Origin of the sequence: Corynebacterium sp. 5QC2CO, from assembly GCF_024580435.1 — a bacterium.
GTDB lineage: Bacteria > Actinomycetota > Actinomycetes > Mycobacteriales > Mycobacteriaceae > Corynebacterium > Corynebacterium jeikeium_D.
This window is the reverse complement of sequence record NZ_JANIKI010000010.1, coordinates 22,589-38,799: the sequence shown is the minus strand read 5'-3', so window position 1 is coordinate 38,799 and position 16,211 is coordinate 22,589. Positions and strand designations below refer to the sequence as shown.

The following is a 16,211-nucleotide window of genomic DNA, read 5'->3' as shown; positions in this document are numbered from 1 at the left end:
GGTAAACGCATAGCTCTAGCGCCGCGTGATGCTATCTGCAGGTGCCTAATTGGTACCGGTGCAACACTCAACGTCTCAAATAATTTCAACCAGCGACTTTGTAAAGGGAAGCCCTCTTATGCGCGTAACCGCTAGATTCCTCCGTGGTGGCCTCGGCAACAGCCGGAAGTCATCGCGGGCGTTGACCGCACTTTTGGCACTACCGTTGACTCTCGCTCTCGGTGCCCCTGCTGCAGTGGCGGCTCCCGAGCCAGCTCAGCCAGGTCTGCCTAGCTACGAGGAACTTCAGGTCGTTCAGGGGCAGTTGGCTCAATCTGGAGACCTGGGAGACCTTGCTAAGGCCGCTGAAGCAGCGCAAGCTGCTGGTGCGCAGCTACCTGGCCTGGGTATGCCGAAGCCGATGCCAGGGCCGGAGCGTACGCCATTTAAAGTCGATACTCCCGCAGTGGCGAACCTGCCCAGCGGAGTCAGCGTAGACAAGGTCGAGTGGTACACAGATCACCACGTCATTGCGCACATTCGCTCGGCTGCCATGCCGGAGAAGCCAATTCAGGTTGAGATTTTGCTGCCGCGCGATTGGTACCGCGACAAGGAGCGCACATTCCCGAGCGTCTACCACCTTGACGGTATGGCATCGTTTGATGACTACTCCGGTTGGATTCGCGCTACCAATATCGAACGCTTCTACGAGGACAAGAATGTCCTGGTGGTTATGCCCGCCGGCGGTACATCGTCCTTCTACTCTGACTGGGATCAGCCGGATAACGGTCAGAACTACAAGTGGGAGAGCTTCATTACTAAGGAGCTCGTGCCGGTTATCACCAACGGCTTCCGCGGCAACGATGAACGCGGCATCATCGGTATCTCCATGGGAGCTACCGGTGCTTACAACGTTGCAGCACACTCTCCGGAGCTGTGGAAGTTTGCCGGTAGCCTCTCTGGTTACCTGGATATGACTTCGCCGGGCATGCCGCAGGCAATCTCTCTGGCGATGAAGAACACCGGTGGCTATGACGCGACGAAGATGTGGGGCCCGCTCGGTTCGCAGCGTTGGAAGGACAATGATCCGAAGCTGAACATCGACAAGCTCAAGGGCATGTCGCTGTACATCTCGGCGGGTAACGGCAACACCGGTGAGTGGGACGTGCCGTCGCAGATCGATCCGACGAAGCCGGACAATCCGACCGGTTACGCATTGGAAGTACTTTCCCGCATGACCAGTGAGACCTTCATCCGAAATGCTCGCGAAAAGGGCGTCGAGCCGGTTGTGAACTTCCGGAGCTCGGGTACTCACACCTGGCCGTACTGGCAATTCGAGGTCAGTCAGGCCTGGCCAACGCTGGCCGATGCACTGCAGTTGCCGGAGTCCGATCGTGGCGCTGTCTGCCGTGTAGGCGGCGAGATTGAGAAGGCCGTTGCATCTCTGCCGGGAATTGGCACCTGCCTGTCGGATGAGTATGGTGTCGCCAAGAATGGCGTGGCTCAGGACTTCACCGGCGGTACCGCCTACTGGCACCCGGATTCCGGGGCACATGTGGTCTGGGGGCGCATCGGTTCGCGTTACAACGAGCTCGGTGGTCCGTCCTCGCCGCTCGGCTACCCAGTGACCAACGAACTGGCTACGCCGGATGGCTCGGGACGCTTCGTTCACTTCGAAAAGGGCTCGATTTACTGGACTCCGGAAGGCGGAGCCCACGAAGTCACCGGCGACATTATGAACGTCTGGGGCAAGGCCGGCTTCGAGACCGGTCCGCTGGGCTACCCAGTCGCCAACCACCGCGATATTCCGGGCGGTGTCGCCCAGGACTTCCAGGGTGGCACCATCGTCAAGATCGGCGGCGAAGAACCTCGCATCGTGCGTGGTGAAATCGGCCGTGTCTACAAGGAGCTCGGTGGCGCTGAGTCCGATCTGGGTCTGCCTGTCGACGGCGACGAGGTCAAGCTCGCCCGCGGCGCTTTCCAGCGCTTCGAACACGGTGCCATTTACTGGACTCCGGAAACTGGTGCACAGCCGGTGCGCTCCAACGACATCACTGACCACTGGGGCAGCACTGGCTACGAGAATGGCCCGTTCGGCTACCCGGTCGGCCCACTGCAGCCAGTCAAGGCCGGCGGTCTTGAGCAGCAGTTCGAGGGTGGCTGGATCCGTCAGCTCAACGGCAAGATTGTCGAAGAGCGCAATAAGCCAGAAGCGCCGGCCCCAGCCGCCGACAACGGTGATGACAAGTAAGCCAACCAAAGCAGGGCACTGAATAAGGGATAGACAAATGTCCATGAACAAGTCCTTCCGGACACTGGCTACAACCACAGCTGTTGCGCTGCTGACCTTCGGAGTGGCCGCCTGTGGCAGCTCCACAGTGGAGTCTTCGGAGGTCACCTCGTCAACGACTACGAAGACCTCCACGACGTCGTCAAGCACGAAGACTTCTGCGCCGAAGTCGAGTGAAAAGTCTGCGCCGGAGATTACAGATCCCCAAGCTAAGCGCGTGGACGAAGCGCCCGATGGGCAGATGAAGCTCAGCGAGGCGGACGATTCATACCTCGGAGCGCTGGAAAAAGCGGGAATCGATGTTGATGGGGTGGAGGATCAGCTCATCGGCACAGGTCGCGCGGCATGTGCGGACGCACCGGAGGAGGAGCGTGAAGTCATCGCGCTGGCGATTGCCGGGCAGCTGGTCGCCCAGGGGCGCTCACAGGAAAGCGCCGAGGAAGTGGCGAAGACTATTGCAAGCTCCGCTAAAAAGGCGTATTGCTAGCACTCATGCGTAAAGTGCTGACAATTCTGGCGGTCATTGTGCTGGTGGCCGCTATTGGCTTCGGCGTAGTGCAATGGCTTAACGACGACCAAGGCGGTCAAACCCCACCGGCCCCCGGCGACGATGGCGGGGTTCTGGCCGAACAACCCGAGTGGTGCCCGGCGGTAGAAGTTATCGCTGTGCCCGGAACTGCGGAATCGCGTGCTGACGATGATCCGATGGCCCCGACCGCGAACCCGCATTCGCTGCTGCTTGGCCTGACGAACTCGATCTCAGGATCCTACTCGGAGGGCGATGTCAAGGTCTGGACTACGCCGTACCCGGCACAGATTAAGACGCATCAGCTGCCCGACCAACTCACTTACGATGATTCGCAGGCAGTCGGGCGCGATGTCACCGCTAAGGAAATGGCTGACTTGCACGGGCAGTGTCCGCTGACGGACTTCGTCCTGATGGGCTTCTCCCAGGGGGCGGCTATTGCAGGTGATTTGGCCTCTGACATCGGCAATGGCCGCGGTGTAGTTCCGGCCGAGCGCATCGCGGGCGTGGCTCTGTTGGGCGACCCGCGGCGTGACCCCAATCAGGGCGTGAACCAGGGCGTTCCGCTGGCTGGCGTGGGCGTCGAGCTATCATTGCAGCCGCTTGGCGGCATTGTGCAGGCTGTGGTTCCGGGCGCAACGATGCGCGGTCCACGAGACGGCTTTGGGCCTCTTAATGACAAGGTCCAGAATGTCTGCGTGCCATCGGACTCCTTCTGTGATGTGCCTCCGGGAGTGGCCGATGCGATTGCACGAGCGCAGGAGATGATTACCGGCGCGGGTGCGCACGCGACCTACGCCACGAATGATGTGGCAATTCCGGGGACGACTCCGCTGGCCTGGACTGAGGGCTGGACTCGCGAACTGATTGAGCAATCGCTGGCGCGGTAGGGGCAGCACAAAATGTGCGAGACGTGCCCGACCCCGACGGGGACTTGCTGTTAGAATCTTGCTCAAGAACTGGTGTTTAATATTCCAAAACAACAGTTTCACTAAAATTTCGAAAGAAATTGACAAAGTTGCAGGAAGCAGTCTGACGGAACCGGTTATTATCGCCCAAGGAACTGCTGTTCATGACCGGGGAAATCTAGGCGAAAAGGTAGGGTGCAATGACGAATCCGACAAACCCATATGGAGATTTCGACGAAGACGGTATGCCGAGGTCCAAGGGGAAGTTCGCTAACAGCTCAGGTGCTTACAGCTCCGGTATGCCGTACTCGGATCCGTACCCACCGCAGCAGCCGAACGTGGGGCAGGGCTATCAGGACCCGAGCCAGCACAATTTCCACAACGGGTACTCGAACCCGTATCAGAGTGGTTACCCAAACCAGCAGGCGCCGGCGTATTCCGCTGGCTTCAGCGGCCCTAACCCGCACCAGGGCTACGGGGTCGCAGGTTCCCCTGTCTCGGATAAGTCCAAGATTGCAGCGGCTCTGCTTGCCTTCTTCCTGGGCACCCTCGGTGTTCACAATTTCTACCTGGGGCACAACTCGCGTGGTGCTATTCAGCTAGCACTGACGGTATTCGGCTGGATTACCGCCATCTTCCTGGTTGGCTTCTTCCTCATTATCGGCGTCAGCATTTGGGCATTTATCGAGTTCATTTTGATTCTCGTCGGTAGTGGCTCCTACGCCTATGACGCAAATGGGCGCCGCCTGCAATCGTAGGAGCCTCGGCCGAAGCTGCTAGTTCCTGAACCCGTGCACAGGCGCGGGGATGTAGCCGCCGCGGGCAATGAACTCGGCATTGCCCTTGGCATTGACATCAATGACCGGCGCGTAGCCGAGCAGACCACCGAAGTTCACCTCATCGCCCGGCTTGGTACCCGGCACCGGAATGAGGCGGGCTGCGGTGGTTTTGTGGTTCATCACGCCGATGGCGGCCTCGTCGGCAATCATGCCGGAAATCGTGGTCGCAGGCGTGTCTCCCGGGATCGCAATCATGTCGAATCCCACCGAGCAAATAGAGGTCATCGCCTCCAGCTTGTCCATGCTGATCGACCCCGCGCGCACAGCATCAATCATGCCCTTGTCCTCAGAGACCGGAATGAACGACCCGGACAGTCCACCGACGCGTGAACACGCCATCAGGCCGCCTTTCTTGACGGCGTCGTTAAGCAGTGCCAGCGCGGCAGTGGTGCCGTGCGTGCCGACCTGCTCCAACCCCATGTGCTCGAGAATATGAGCGACGGAGTCGCCCATCTCTGCAGTCGGCGCGAGCGAGAGATCCACGATGCCAAAAGGCACGCCCAGGCGCTCCGACGCCATCGTGCCGACCAGCTGACCCGTGCGCGTGATCTTGAACGCCGCCTTCTTAATCTCCTCGGCGACTTCGTTGAAGCTGGCGCCCTGCAGATCGCCGAGCGCGCGATCGACCACGCCCGGCCCCGAAACGCCGACAGACACGACGCAATCTGGCTCCCCGACGCCGTGGAACGCGCCGGCCATGAACGGATTGTCACCCACCGCATTGGCGAAAACCACCAGTTTTGCGCAGGCAATCGAGCTGCGGTCAGCGGTTTGCGCCGCAGCTTCCTTCACCACTTCGCCCATGCGGCGCACTGCATCCATGTTGATGCCCGCGCGTGACGACGCTACGTTGACCGAACTGCACACCAATTCGGTCTCGCTAAGAGCGTGGGGAATGGAGTCGATGAGTCGCTTCTCGCTGGTCGTCGCGCCCTTTTCGACGAGCGCCGAGTAGCCGCCGAGGAAGTTCACGCCAGAATCGCGGGCGGCGCGGTCCAGCGCCTTGGCAACCACTGTGGGATCGCCTTCGCAACCGGCCGTGATGAGGGAAACTGGTGTGACGGAGATGCGCTTATTGACAATCGGAATGCCCAACTCCGCCTCGATGCCCTCGCAGACCTCCACGAGGCGAGCGGCCTGCCTGGTTACGCGGTCGTACACCGCCTGTGCGGTGGCTTCCATTTCAGAGCGAGAGCACTCGAGCAGGGAAATCCCCATGGTGACCGTCCGGATATCCAGACGGTACTTCTCGATCATGTCAATAGTGTCGAGGAACTTAGATTGCGCGAAGTTGAAATCCATCCTGGTCGCGCCCTTTAAATCTCGTTGACGGCGTTGAACAGCGCCTCAGATTGGATTCGAATGACAAGCCCCTCCCGCTTGCCGACGGAATCCATGTAACCCTGCAGCGTGCTGATAGGGGTGGCCTTCTCGTTGAACTCCACCCGCAGGATCATGGTGAACCATTTATCCATGAGGGTCTGGGAAACATCGACGATGTTGACGTCCTGCTCCGCCAGAGCAGTGGTGACGGCGGCGATGATGCCGGTGTGATCCTCGCCGGTGACGGTAATGATGGCAAACATGGCCTCAATTTTAGCGGGTGGGGAGGTGGGGAAGATCTGTGGATGGCGGTTGTGCTGGTGGCAAGTTTGTGGCGAAGCATGGTCAGGGCCACCCAAAAACACTTCACGACACCTATGTCACCTCGTGCCATCTGTGGAGGCGGCATGAGGTGACATAGGTGTCGTGAAGTGGGGAGGAGGGGAGGGGCGTGGGCGTGGGCTGTGCCTGAGCGAGGGCCAGCCTTACGGCTCCGACCCTACGGAGCCAGCCCTACGGAGCCAGCCCTATCGGACGTCGACGAACTCCTTGACAATCCACTTGCGCAGTGCGAGCAGAATCAGGCCCAGGACAACCGAGGCGATACCCAGGGTGATGAAGAAGGTGTTCTCAGCAGCGGCATCTTCGTAGTTGTAGAAGCCGGCCAGGGTGCCTGCCAGCGAAGTACCCATAGCGACTGCCATCAGCCAGACGGCCATCATGCGCGACGGGAATGCTGCCGGAGCGACCTTGGTAGCAAGGGCGTTGCCGACCGGGCTCAGCATGAGCTCACCCATGGTGAACAGGAAGAGAATCCAGATGATCGCCCACAGCGGAGTGGAGTTCTCGCCGCCACCGGAGAATGGGATGAAGAAGAACAGCGAGATACCGATGATGATGTTGGCGACGCCGAACTTCACCGGGGTGGACCACTGACGGTCACCAAGCTTGGACCAGGCGGCTGCAAAGACCATCGAGAAGGCGATGATGAAAATCGGGTTGATCGAGTTAATCCAGGCCGGGGACATTTCCCAGCCGAAGATCTCGCGGTCGAGGCGGATGTCGGAGTAGATGGCCAGCACCGTGAACTGCTGCTGGAAGATACCGAAGAACAGCACGCCTGAGACGAACATCGGGATGAAGCCGACCAGGCGAGTCTTCTCCGATTTCGTCGTAAGTGGCGAGGAGTACATCTGCCACCACAGCACCACAGCGGCGATCAGTGCAATCACCGTGACCACAGTGGAAAGAGTAGTGACCGGAACAATTCCGGTGGAAACCAGCGTAACCGAGACAACAGTGATGACCACTGCGATGCCAATCCATACCGGGTACTGCTTCTTCGGCAGCGGGTTCGGAATCTCATGGCCAGCCTCGGCGATGGTGGACTTGCGCATCAGGATGTACTGAATCAGACCGGCAGCCATACCGATAGCGGCCAGACCGAAGCCCCAGTGGAAGCCCTTCATGCCCCAAATCCAGCCGGTGAGCAGTGGGCCGAACAGGGCGCCGATATTGACGCCCATGTAGAAGATGGAGAAGCCGGCGTCACGACGCGGGTCGTCCTTGGCGTAGAGCTGACCCAGCACGACCTGTGCGTTGGTCTTCACGCCGCCGGAGCCGATTGCGATGGAGACAAGGCCAATAGCCAGGCCAATCACGCCGGGGATGAATGCCAAGGAGATGTGGCCAAACATGACCAGGATGGCGGAGTAGAACAGTGTCCGCTCCGAGCCAAGGATACGGTCAGCAACCAGAGAGGCAACGAGTGCGGCCATGTAGACAAGACCGCCGTAAGCACCGACGATAGAGGTAGCAGCACCCTTGTCCAGGCCGAGACCGCCCTGAGTGGTCTCGTAGTACATGTAGAAAGCCAGGATGGCCTGCATGCCGTAGAAGCTGAAGCGCTCCCACATTTCGATGCCGAAGAGGTTGGCGAGACCCCACGGTTGGCCCATGAACGTGCGTTCTTCGCTGGACCCTGCGGGGTTGTGAGTTCGTTGGGTCTCAGCAGTTGGTTGATTGCCGAGAGCCTCGTCTGAAGATTTGTCCATTCTTCAATTATCGAGGCGGAGTGCAAAAATTAAAAACCAGATTTAGTCAGTGAACTAAACCGAAGGGTTAGGGACGGGTCCGGAGGCTTAGTCCAGAGACTTACGAGCAACCGCATTCGACGCTGCTCGCCAACCCAGCAGCAGCAAGGCGCTCATGACTGAGGCGACCAGAATGAAGGACCAGTGCGGGACTGCCGCATTGCGGGTAGCCCACACAGCTAGGCCGACGACGACAGTGCCGAGCCACACAATTGCGCCTGAACTCACTGCACGCGGGTTCGGCTCGTTCTTAATCAGCGCGGTGCCCAGGAGGACACCGAATGCGAACGGCCACCAGGTATCGAGGATATTGGTGAAGGTAAAAGGATCCTCGGGAGTGTTGTGAGCCAGGCGCGCTAACACGGCGAAAATAAAGATGGCGAGGATGTCAATCAAGAACGTCGATACGCGTGTGTTCATGCTTCTTAGTCTAGCGACCCCTCAGATTGGTGGGTGACCAGCGACCAGCGACGAGGCAGCCATTAGCGGTCAGCGACTGGCTGATGCTCGGGCTGATCCTTGTGGTCGAAGCCGAGGGCGTAGATAATCCAGCCCACAATTGCCACCAGGACGAAGGAAACGATGCGGTAGACGAGCACCGCTGCAAAGGCCTCGGCGCCGGTGGTGCCGCCTGCGATGAGAGCCGCGGTCAAAGCGGCCTCGACAGTGCCGATGCCGCCCGGCGTGGCCTGGATGAAACCTGCGAGCTTGCCGGTTACGAAGGCCAGCAGCACCTTCGTAGCGGAGATGTCATCGACGCCAACGGCTCGGATGGCGGCGTAGAGACAGACAATTTCCGCGACCCAGTTGATAAAGGACCAGGTGAAGGAAAGGGCCAAAGTTTGTACGGGCAACTTCACGCTGGTCAGCTGTTTGACGGACTCTTCAAGTCGGTCGACATCGGTGTCCGCGGGCTTCTTTCGAATCTTGTTAAAGACACGCAGACACCATGCACCTGCCTTGTTGAGGAAAGCCGGGTTCTGCGAAATTCGCCACAGCAAAATAGTGGCGAGTAGCACCACAATTGCCATAGCGATGAGCACTGCGGTCGTGCCACCCTGCCCGACGAAGAAGAGGCTGCCAAGCCCCAGAAATGCCAGACCTAAAAATGACAACGCGCCCGAAAAAAGCACGAACCAGCTGACAAGGACCGCGGATGCGCCCCACTGCATCATGCGCTTAATCTGCAGCGCCGTGGAAAATGCAGCACCACCGGGAACGGTGACCGCCCACGCGTTGGACGCGAGGGTTAGCGCATTGGTGCTACGGCGAGTGGCTGCTTTTACGCCTCCAGCTCGCAACAGTAGACGCATCACTTCCGCCATTGCGTAGAGCGAAAATGCCACCGAAAAAATGGCGATGAACAGCCACTTAGCGTCAACATCTGCAAGGATTTGCAGCCCCTGGACGACACTGTCCCAGTTTCTTACCGTCAGGACGATACCGGCAATCACGAGGGCTACGAGGATTATTGATCGTAGCCAGCTCGAATTGCCGGTTTTGAGGACATTTTTAAGTCGTGACATAAATAAGAAGCCCGTTCGTCTTCCTGTTCGTCTCCCTAGACGTCGCCGCGGTGGTCTCCCTAGTCGTCGTTCTTGCCGTCGCGCTCCTTGAGCAACGACGTGAGCGGACGGAACGGCTGCAGCCACGCACCGCCATCAGGCAGGCGGTCGAGATCGATGCGCGGTAGCGGCTCGCGGAAGACGCCCTTGATTTCCTCCAGGTCAACGAAGCGAATCGCATCGGAGGCCAGCGCCCAGGAAGCGTGCTCGTGAAAACCGATGACGGTTACCCGAATCCCCTCCGATGCGAGCCTTTCCAGCAGCTCCTGGAAATTCTGGCCATCGGCGGACGCAACGACGACACTGCGCAACACGCCTTCGTCGTAACGCCTTTGGATGTGCGCAATCATGTCCGGGTCAACGTCGGTGTCCTCTTCAATCTTCGGCTTTGCGAAGACCGCGAAACCGACATTGCGCAGAGCCTCGACCCAGGGGCGGACAATCTCCGCAGAACCCGGGTTGACGTTGGTGAATACCGTGGCCTCGGGGAGGACATCGGAGCCGATTTTGTTGGATACGCGCTCGGCTTCGTCGATAAGCCATTTGCCCACGGCGTCGAAGCGTGGACGGTGCGCGGCAGTCGGGCGGGAACCCAGGATGGCGCCGAGACCCATGTCCAAGTTTGGCGCGTCCCACACGAGCAGGGCGGTGGGGTGTGTCTCGGTGGTGTTGTAGCTGGCAGAGGTGTTTTGGGTAGTGCTCATGTTCCTATGCCTCTTTCTTGCGCCAGATGAACTCGTGGATGTCGTGGTCGAGGTTCAGGCCGCGGGCTTCGAACTTGGTCGTCGGCCGGTCGAGAAGCATGGGGGATTCCGGCCAGGGCCAGGCGATGGGTTCGAGCGTCGGCTCGACCTCGCGGAGTTCCTCAATCCACTCTGCGTAGTCCGCATGGTCGGTGGCGGCGTGGAAAATGCCGCCGGGCTTCAGACGCGAAGAAATTAGGCGCAACGTGCCGGACTGCACAATGCGGCGCTTGTGGTGGCGTGCCTTCGGCCACGGATCCGGGAAGAACAGGCGCACGCCGGCCAGCGACTCCGGCTCGATCATGCGCTGCAAAACCTCAACGCCGTCGCCGCGGACCATGCGGATGTTCGACACCTCATTGCGCACGGTGGCGGAGAGCAGTTTCGCCAGGCCAGGGCGGTAGAGCTCAACGGCAATGATGTTGTGGTCCGGTTCTTGCGGAGCCATAGCCACGGTGGACGTGCCGGTGCCGCAGCCAATCTCGACGATGGTCGGTCCCTTGCGGCCGAACCATTCCTCCACGTCAATGACCTCGTCAGAGAGGACCTTGCCGTAAGTGTCCCAGTTGTCTTCCCAGATCTTCTCCTGGTTGGGAGTCAGCGTGCCGCGGCGGAAGGACAGATTGCCGATGCGCGGGTAGTCAAGACCATCGTCGAATTGGGTCTTTTCCGGACGACCTGCAGGCAATTCGCCCTTCTTCGGCTGGCGCTCATGCGGTTGCTCCGCCTGCTCGTCTGCCGGAGTTGGCAATGGTTCAGATGCCTGCGAAACCGCAGGCTGTTCGATATTTTCAGAAAAATCAGAAGTAGTCACGTTCCCTATTGTCCACGACATCGGCCAACTATCCAATCATTGCCCCTAGGATTTTTGTTGTTGTCCTGGCGGTTTCACGTCGGTAGGCGATGCCGCGTCGTCCTGAATTGGCAGCCCGGCGGGGCAAGTTGTTTTGTCGACTTGCCGAATCCGCGGTCCGCTGTAGTCTGAACGCGAAGCCGCGTTTATTCGTTGGTTGAAGCGGTGCTTGGGGGTTGCCTAGCGCAGCGTTTCAGGGCGCGGAATCTGGCTCACGGGCCGTATGGGGGTTACGCAGGTTTTAACTAAACCACGCAGGGGATTTATGGGAGGGGACTAGGCCTAATGGACCTTATTTCCGCAACTGATGTCACGGAAACAACACAGCCGTCAGCGGGATCTACATCGTCGTCGTTGCGCGCCGCTGTGGTGGACTGGCTGTCAGCACGGCAGGCCGCGCATTCGGACACCGCCAACACGAGCGGCGCGGAGGTGTGCGTCGCCAAGGCGCTTGAGCGTGAGAAACGGCCACCGGTAATCTGCGCGCGATTGCGCAGGGGCGTGCGCGAAACCGCTGTGCGCGAGGCGTTTTCGCAATGTCACGCGGAGCTGGCCGACAAGCTGTCCGCCCCTGTCGCGCTGGTCATCGAGCAACAACCGATTCGCCATTCGCTTGCCGACGAGTATTGCGACATCACCACAAACGAGACAGCTGAACACACCTTTTTGTTCAGCTCCGCGTTGCGGAAGATTGCTGAACGCCTCGGTGCGGAAGGCAGAGCATGCAATGATGACGGGCTACTCGCAGTGCAGTTGACTGAGATCGCGGCAGCCTTTCCCGCGGCTAGAGACGGCCTGGAGGAGTTGCTATGGCAGCACCGGACGTAGTTGAGCCACGCCCGGTCTCGGCGGAGGGGGCGGAGCAGCCACCGCTTCTTGTCACCAAAGCCGGGGATGCAGCGGACCGCGCGGACTTCTCTCAGATCGTTGACACTGCGACGCCGCCACGCCGGCTGGAGTTTGTGGATAAACGCAGCGCCGTCGTGCTCTATGTTGCAGACAGCGAGGTGCAGCCCACGCGGGAGTGTGTCAGCACCATTGCAGCAATTAGCCAGGCCACCGGCCGCGTTGCAGTTGGCCTGATTGGCAATGGTGAGTATGCCGAGGCCTGGCGTCAGGAAATCGACAGCACAATCCCGATGGGAGCGCTGGACGAGAGGATGGCCAGAACCCTGGTTCTGCTGGCAGAAGGCCCGCCCAGAAATTCGGGAGAAACACTGAGTGCGCGCCGGGCTCGAAATGTGCGAGCTCAGCTGGCGCAGGAGCGATCGCGCGGAGCCGGGGCGGCGGCGCGATTGCAGCGGAAGATGCAGTTGGCAGCTGAGAGTGCAGTGCGGGATGCACTCCAGGAAGTGGCTGACGGCTCTGCAGGTGACCAAGCGGAACTTCAGGGCCGTGCCGAGGTCGCAGCGACGCGGCTGCAGCAGCGGTGTGGCGACGAATTGGGCTTTCGTGTGGAAATCCCGGTGCCCGCTCCAGAAAGCCCGGCTCGCCCCAGTTATGCCATGGACGCGCTGGTGGCGGTAGCATCGCTCGGCGTGGCGGTCGGCTCAGCGCGAATCGTCCACGGGTTGCTGATGTGGGTCGGGGCGCCGACGCTTGCGGCGCAGCTGGTCGCACTTGCAATAGGCCTCGGCGTTGCGGTGGTGGCGGTGGGCGCAACGATTCGTCGTAACGCACACCAACGCACCGCGCAGTGGCGGGCAAATTACCTTGCCCATTTGCGGCGAAGATGGACGCAGTCCGTGGAGATGACGGTGCGCGAAGCCATTGGTGTGCGGGGTCCGGGATGGCGAATAGAGCAGTTGGCGGAGTACACCGGAACGCCTGCACGATAGCCGTGACAGCGAAGAAAAATAGGGGGATATCACGATGGATGAGTTTTCTTTACTGCAGTACTTTTCCGACCAACCCGCGTCCGATGGCGGGATGGAGGCGCGTTCGCCCGCTACGCCGTGCGGTTTGGAGGCGGCGACGCCGATTGATGGGCAGTCGGCGGACGTTGGTGGCGCCGGGTTGGTCGTGGAGGTCGAGGGGCAGCTCTACGACCTCGGCGACGACGAGGGGTCAATTACGCTTGCCGACGATTCCGGGTTGTCAATCTATTCGGATCTGGACGGTGACGGCACGGTGGATCACGTTACGACGGTCCGTTTTGACGGTACTTGGGAGTCTTGGAGCAGTGATGATGCGAGGGCTGCTGACGCGATGGGTGGAGCGGCAGCGGAAACGGTATCAGCAGCGGGGAAGTGGGATGCGTACTCATGGGAGCAGTCCGCTCGGGGCAGCTGGGACTAACGGCTTTGGAACCGCTGTGCGCGGGGGTACCCGTGTCTCGGCTGCTTACAAATGGGGGTAACTGCAGCCAAAGGGTTAATGGTTGTAAATTTATGTGGTGAGGCTGGCCTTATTCGCTGGTTATGGCCATAAATGAACAGGTCGCAAGAATGGGGCGGGGAAAATTATTTGTTGTAAAGCTGTGATGTAACGGCTTGCAAATGCGGGAACGAGCCGATTGTCGATGTGGGGCCCGGCAACTTTCGGTATCCCCCGGTAGCCTTTAATTAAGACGCGAATCAATGAGTCAGGAGAACTGATGTCCGCACCTTCTATTCCTGGTCTCGAGGGCCAGGCCCCGACCGAGAACGCCGAACTGCTGCGCTGGATTGCTGAGGTCGTAGAACTGACCCAGCCAGACAAGGTTGTCTTTGCTGATGGCTCGGACGAAGAGTGGAACCGCCTTACCCAGGACCTGGTTGATAAGGGAACTCTTATCAAGCTGAATGAGGAAAAGCGCCCGAACTCTTTCCTTGCCCGCTCTAACCCGAAGGACGTTGCTCGTGTGGAGTCCCGCACGTTCATCGCTTCCGAAAAGGAAGAGGACGCTGGCCCGACCAACAACTGGGCGGATCCGGTCGAGCTGAAGAAGGAAATGACCGAGCACTACCGCGGTTCCATGAAGGGCCGCACCATGTTCGTCGTTCCGTTCTGCATGGGCCCAATCACCGACCCGGAGCCGAAGCTGGGTGTTCAGCTGACCGACTCGGAGTACGTGGTTCTCTCCATGCGAATCATGACCCGTATGGGTCAGGATGCCCTGGACAAGATTGGTCCGGACGGCGACTTCGTCCACGCTCTGCACTCCGTTGGCGCTCCGCTGGAGGAGGGCCAGGAGGATGTTGCATGGCCGTGCAACGATGAGAAGTACATCACCCAGTTCCCGGAGACCAAGGAGATTTGGTCTTACGGTTCCGGCTACGGCGGAAACGCCATCCTGGCCAAGAAGTGCTACGCACTGCGTATCGCTTCGGTCATGGCCAAGGAAGAGGGCTGGATGGCTGAGCACATGCTCATCCTGAAGCTCACCAACCCGGAGGGCAAGGCCTACCACATCGCCGCTGCATTCCCGTCCGCTTGTGGTAAGACCAACCTGGCTATGCTGACTCCGACCATCGAGGGCTGGAAGGCTGAGGTCGTCGGTGACGACATCGCATGGCTGAAGTTCGGTGAGGACGGCCGCCTGTACGCTGTCAACCCGGAGAACGGCTTCTTCGGTGTTGCACCGGGTACCAACTACTCCTCCAACCCGAACGCCATGAAGACCATGGAGGCCGGTAACACCCTGTTCACCAACGTCGCACTGACCGACGATGGCGACGTCTGGTGGGAAGGCATGGAAGGCAAGCCGGATCACCTCATTGACTGGAAGGGCAATGACTGGACTCCGGATTCCGACGAGCTGTCCTCGCACCCGAACTCCCGTTACTGCACCCCGATTTCGCAGTGCCCGGTCGCCGCACCGGAGTACGACGACCCGCAGGGTGTCCCGATTGATGCCATCCTATTCGGTGGCCGTCGCCCAGACACTGTGCCGCTGGTGACCCAGGCTCTGTCCTGGAACCACGCAACCTTCATCGGTGCAACTCTGGCTTCCGGCCAGACCGCTGCTTCCGCTGAGGCTAAGGTTGGCTCCCTGCGTCACGACCCGATGGCAATGCTGCCGTTCATTGGCTACAACGTCGGTGACTACCTGCAGCACTGGATTGACATGGGCGTCAAGGGCGGCGACAAGATGCCAGAGGTCTTCCTGGTCAACTGGTTCCGCCGCGGCGAAGACGGCCGCTTCCTGTGGCCGGGCTTCGGCGACAACTCCCGTGTTCTCAAGTGGATTATCGACCGCATTGAGGGCCGTGTTGGCGCCAAGGAGACCGTTGTTGGTCACACCGCTAAGGCAGAGGACCTGGATCTGACTGGCCTGGACATTGACTTCGCCGATGTCAAGGAAGCCCTGAAGGCACCGGCTGCTAAGTGGCAGGGTGACCTCCCGGACAACGAGGAGTGGCTGAAGTTCCTCGGAGACCGCGTTCCGCAGGAAGTCTGGGACGAGTTCGAGGCTCTGAAGGCTCGTATCGAGAAGAGCCTGCAGGACTAAGATCTTGCCTGCTAGCCTTGCTAAGAGCTAGAACCTAGAACCACCCCCTTGTTGCCCGAAGCGGCTGGCAAGGGGGTGGTTTGTGCAGTAGAACGATGAAGGGTGACACGCAATGCAACTAACGCTTTTCTCTGATTTGAGCCTGCGTGTCATCACTTTGATGGCGATGGGGGAGCCGGGGCGAAAATACACCGCTGCCGAGGTAGCGGAGTCTCTCAATGCGTCTCGCGCGCATGTTTCCAAGGTTGTCTCGCGGCTTGTGGAGCTCGGCTTCTTGGAAGCGGTCAAGGGCCGCAATGGTGGTATTTATCTGCGAGATTCGGCTACGGAAAAATCCGTCGGCAAGCTGCTGCGCACTCTGGAAAACAACGAGGTCGTCGATTGCGTCGGCACGGACTGTCCATTGCTGCCGACGTGCCTGTTGCGCGGCAAGTTAGCGGCGGCGCAGGAGGCGTTCTTCGCCGCGCTGGATCCGGTGTTGATTGCGGATCTCATTCCCGCCAAGCCGGTTGATGGTGCGGATGGTGATGGCTCTGAGGGAGCTAGCGCGCCTGAGGGTTCTCGGCTGAATATTCGTCCGGTTTAGGCGGTTTAGGCGTAGAACTGAAGGCCTGATCTCGATTCGAAAAGGGCTGAGAGCGGCGCTGTCGAAGCTTGTTT

16 protein-coding genes are annotated in these 16,211 nt (G+C 59.9%); 9 read left to right on the top strand and 7 right to left on the bottom strand.

Features of this window, described 5'->3' with window-relative positions:
- Positions 1–118: 118 nt before the first annotated feature.
- The 4 genes from NQ014_RS08620 to NQ014_RS08605 all read left to right on the top strand — a co-directional run bounded on the left by NQ014_RS08620 (position 119) and on the right by NQ014_RS08605 (position 4,461).
- Positions 119–2,230 (top strand): alpha/beta hydrolase-fold protein, encoded by a 2,112-nt coding sequence (locus NQ014_RS08620; RefSeq protein ID WP_257074835.1) that lies wholly within the window; start codon positions 119–121, stop codon positions 2,228–2,230.
- A 37-nt stretch (positions 2,231–2,267) separates the two neighbouring features.
- Complete coding sequence (locus NQ014_RS08615) at positions 2,268–2,756, top strand: DUF732 domain-containing protein (protein WP_016421642.1); 489 nt, start codon at positions 2,268–2,270, stop codon at positions 2,754–2,756.
- 5 nt (positions 2,757–2,761) lie between these two features.
- On the top strand, positions 2,762–3,685 hold the full coding sequence (locus NQ014_RS08610) for a cutinase family protein (RefSeq protein ID WP_257074828.1): 924 nt from the start codon (positions 2,762–2,764) through the stop codon (positions 3,683–3,685).
- 218 nt (positions 3,686–3,903) lie between these two features.
- The gene (locus NQ014_RS08605; protein ID WP_070437275.1) at positions 3,904–4,461 is read left to right on the top strand and encodes a TM2 domain-containing protein; all 558 of its coding nucleotides are present in this window, start codon (positions 3,904–3,906) and stop codon (positions 4,459–4,461) included.
- A gap of 18 nt (positions 4,462–4,479) precedes the next feature.
- Here the strand turns inward: NQ014_RS08605 and NQ014_RS08600 are convergent, their stop codons facing one another.
- The 7 genes from NQ014_RS08600 to trmB all read right to left on the bottom strand — a co-directional run bounded on the left by NQ014_RS08600 (position 4,480) and on the right by trmB (position 11,080).
- On the bottom strand, positions 4,480–5,844 hold the full coding sequence (locus NQ014_RS08600) for a PFL family protein (RefSeq protein ID WP_069359737.1): 1,365 nt from the start codon (positions 5,842–5,844) through the stop codon (positions 4,480–4,482).
- Between the two features lie 14 nt (positions 5,845–5,858).
- Positions 5,859–6,128, bottom strand: coding sequence for an ACT domain-containing protein (locus tag NQ014_RS08595; protein WP_016421638.1), 270 nt, complete (start codon positions 6,126–6,128; stop codon positions 5,859–5,861).
- Between the two features lie 264 nt (positions 6,129–6,392).
- On the bottom strand, positions 6,393–7,919 hold the full coding sequence (locus NQ014_RS08590; RefSeq protein ID WP_257074827.1) for a peptide MFS transporter: 1,527 nt from the start codon (positions 7,917–7,919) through the stop codon (positions 6,393–6,395).
- A gap of 87 nt (positions 7,920–8,006) precedes the next feature.
- Positions 8,007–8,378, bottom strand: coding sequence for a DUF3054 domain-containing protein (locus tag NQ014_RS08585; RefSeq protein ID WP_257074826.1), 372 nt, complete (start codon positions 8,376–8,378; stop codon positions 8,007–8,009).
- Positions 8,379–8,440: 62 nt separating this feature from the next.
- Complete coding sequence (locus NQ014_RS08580) at positions 8,441–9,484, bottom strand: YbhN family protein (protein ID WP_257074825.1); 1,044 nt, start codon at positions 9,482–9,484, stop codon at positions 8,441–8,443.
- Positions 9,485–9,543: 59 nt separating this feature from the next.
- Entirely contained in the window at positions 9,544–10,227 is a 684-nt protein-coding gene (locus NQ014_RS08575) for an NYN domain-containing protein (RefSeq protein ID WP_257074824.1), read from the bottom strand.
- A 4-nt stretch (positions 10,228–10,231) separates the two neighbouring features.
- Positions 10,232–11,080, bottom strand: a complete 849-nt coding sequence (trmB, locus tag NQ014_RS08570; RefSeq protein ID WP_257074823.1) for a tRNA (guanosine(46)-N7)-methyltransferase TrmB — start codon at positions 11,078–11,080, stop codon at positions 10,232–10,234.
- 324 nt (positions 11,081–11,404) lie between these two features.
- On the opposite strand from trmB, the gene NQ014_RS08565 reads away from it, so the two are divergent.
- The 5 genes from NQ014_RS08565 to NQ014_RS08545 all read left to right on the top strand — a co-directional run bounded on the left by NQ014_RS08565 (position 11,405) and on the right by NQ014_RS08545 (position 16,137).
- Positions 11,405–11,947 (top strand): hypothetical protein, encoded by a 543-nt coding sequence (locus tag NQ014_RS08565; RefSeq protein WP_257074822.1) that lies wholly within the window; start codon positions 11,405–11,407, stop codon positions 11,945–11,947.
- On the top strand, positions 11,929–12,957 hold the full coding sequence (locus NQ014_RS08560) for a hypothetical protein (RefSeq protein ID WP_257074820.1): 1,029 nt from the start codon (positions 11,929–11,931) through the stop codon (positions 12,955–12,957). The genes NQ014_RS08565 and NQ014_RS08560 overlap by 19 nt, the downstream gene beginning before the upstream one ends.
- A gap of 34 nt (positions 12,958–12,991) precedes the next feature.
- Positions 12,992–13,417: a DUF6802 family protein gene (locus NQ014_RS08555; RefSeq protein ID WP_257074818.1), complete on the top strand. Its 426-nt coding sequence runs from the start codon at positions 12,992–12,994 to the stop codon at positions 13,415–13,417.
- 298 nt (positions 13,418–13,715) lie between these two features.
- Positions 13,716–15,551 carry a phosphoenolpyruvate carboxykinase (GTP) gene (locus tag NQ014_RS08550; protein ID WP_257074817.1) on the top strand — a complete coding sequence of 612 codons (1,836 nt, stop codon included), beginning with the start codon at positions 13,716–13,718 and terminating at the stop codon, positions 15,549–15,551.
- Between the two features lie 112 nt (positions 15,552–15,663).
- Complete coding sequence (locus NQ014_RS08545) at positions 15,664–16,137, top strand: Rrf2 family transcriptional regulator (RefSeq protein WP_257074815.1); 474 nt, start codon at positions 15,664–15,666, stop codon at positions 16,135–16,137.
- The last annotated feature ends 74 nt before the right edge of the window (positions 16,138–16,211 follow it).

Excerpts from the sequence above, each read along its gene's own strand:
- NQ014_RS08620 (WP_257074835.1), top strand. The coding sequence starts at position 119 with ATGCGCGTAACCGCTAGATTCCTCCGTGGTGGCCTCGGCAACAGCCGG.
- NQ014_RS08615 (WP_016421642.1), top strand. The coding sequence starts at position 2,268 with ATGTCCATGAACAAGTCCTTCCGGACACTGGCTACAACCACAGCTGTT.
- NQ014_RS08610 (WP_257074828.1), top strand. The coding sequence starts at position 2,762 with ATGCGTAAAGTGCTGACAATTCTGGCGGTCATTGTGCTGGTGGCCGCT.
- NQ014_RS08605 (WP_070437275.1), top strand. The coding sequence starts at position 3,904 with ATGACGAATCCGACAAACCCATATGGAGATTTCGACGAAGACGGTATG.
- NQ014_RS08600 (WP_069359737.1), bottom strand. The coding sequence starts at position 5,844 with ATGGATTTCAACTTCGCGCAATCTAAGTTCCTCGACACTATTGACATG.
- NQ014_RS08595 (WP_016421638.1), bottom strand. The coding sequence starts at position 6,128 with ATGTTTGCCATCATTACCGTCACCGGCGAGGATCACACCGGCATCATC.
- NQ014_RS08590 (WP_257074827.1), bottom strand. The coding sequence starts at position 7,919 with ATGGACAAATCTTCAGACGAGGCTCTCGGCAATCAACCAACTGCTGAG.
- NQ014_RS08585 (WP_257074826.1), bottom strand. The coding sequence starts at position 8,378 with ATGAACACACGCGTATCGACGTTCTTGATTGACATCCTCGCCATCTTT.
- NQ014_RS08580 (WP_257074825.1), bottom strand. The coding sequence starts at position 9,484 with ATGTCACGACTTAAAAATGTCCTCAAAACCGGCAATTCGAGCTGGCTA.
- NQ014_RS08575 (WP_257074824.1), bottom strand. The coding sequence starts at position 10,227 with ATGAGCACTACCCAAAACACCTCTGCCAGCTACAACACCACCGAGACA.
- NQ014_RS08565 (WP_257074822.1), top strand. The coding sequence starts at position 11,405 with ATGGACCTTATTTCCGCAACTGATGTCACGGAAACAACACAGCCGTCA.
- NQ014_RS08560 (WP_257074820.1), top strand. The coding sequence starts at position 11,929 with ATGGCAGCACCGGACGTAGTTGAGCCACGCCCGGTCTCGGCGGAGGGG.
- NQ014_RS08555 (WP_257074818.1), top strand. The coding sequence starts at position 12,992 with ATGGATGAGTTTTCTTTACTGCAGTACTTTTCCGACCAACCCGCGTCC.
- NQ014_RS08550 (WP_257074817.1), top strand. The coding sequence starts at position 13,716 with ATGTCCGCACCTTCTATTCCTGGTCTCGAGGGCCAGGCCCCGACCGAG.
- NQ014_RS08545 (WP_257074815.1), top strand. The coding sequence starts at position 15,664 with ATGCAACTAACGCTTTTCTCTGATTTGAGCCTGCGTGTCATCACTTTG.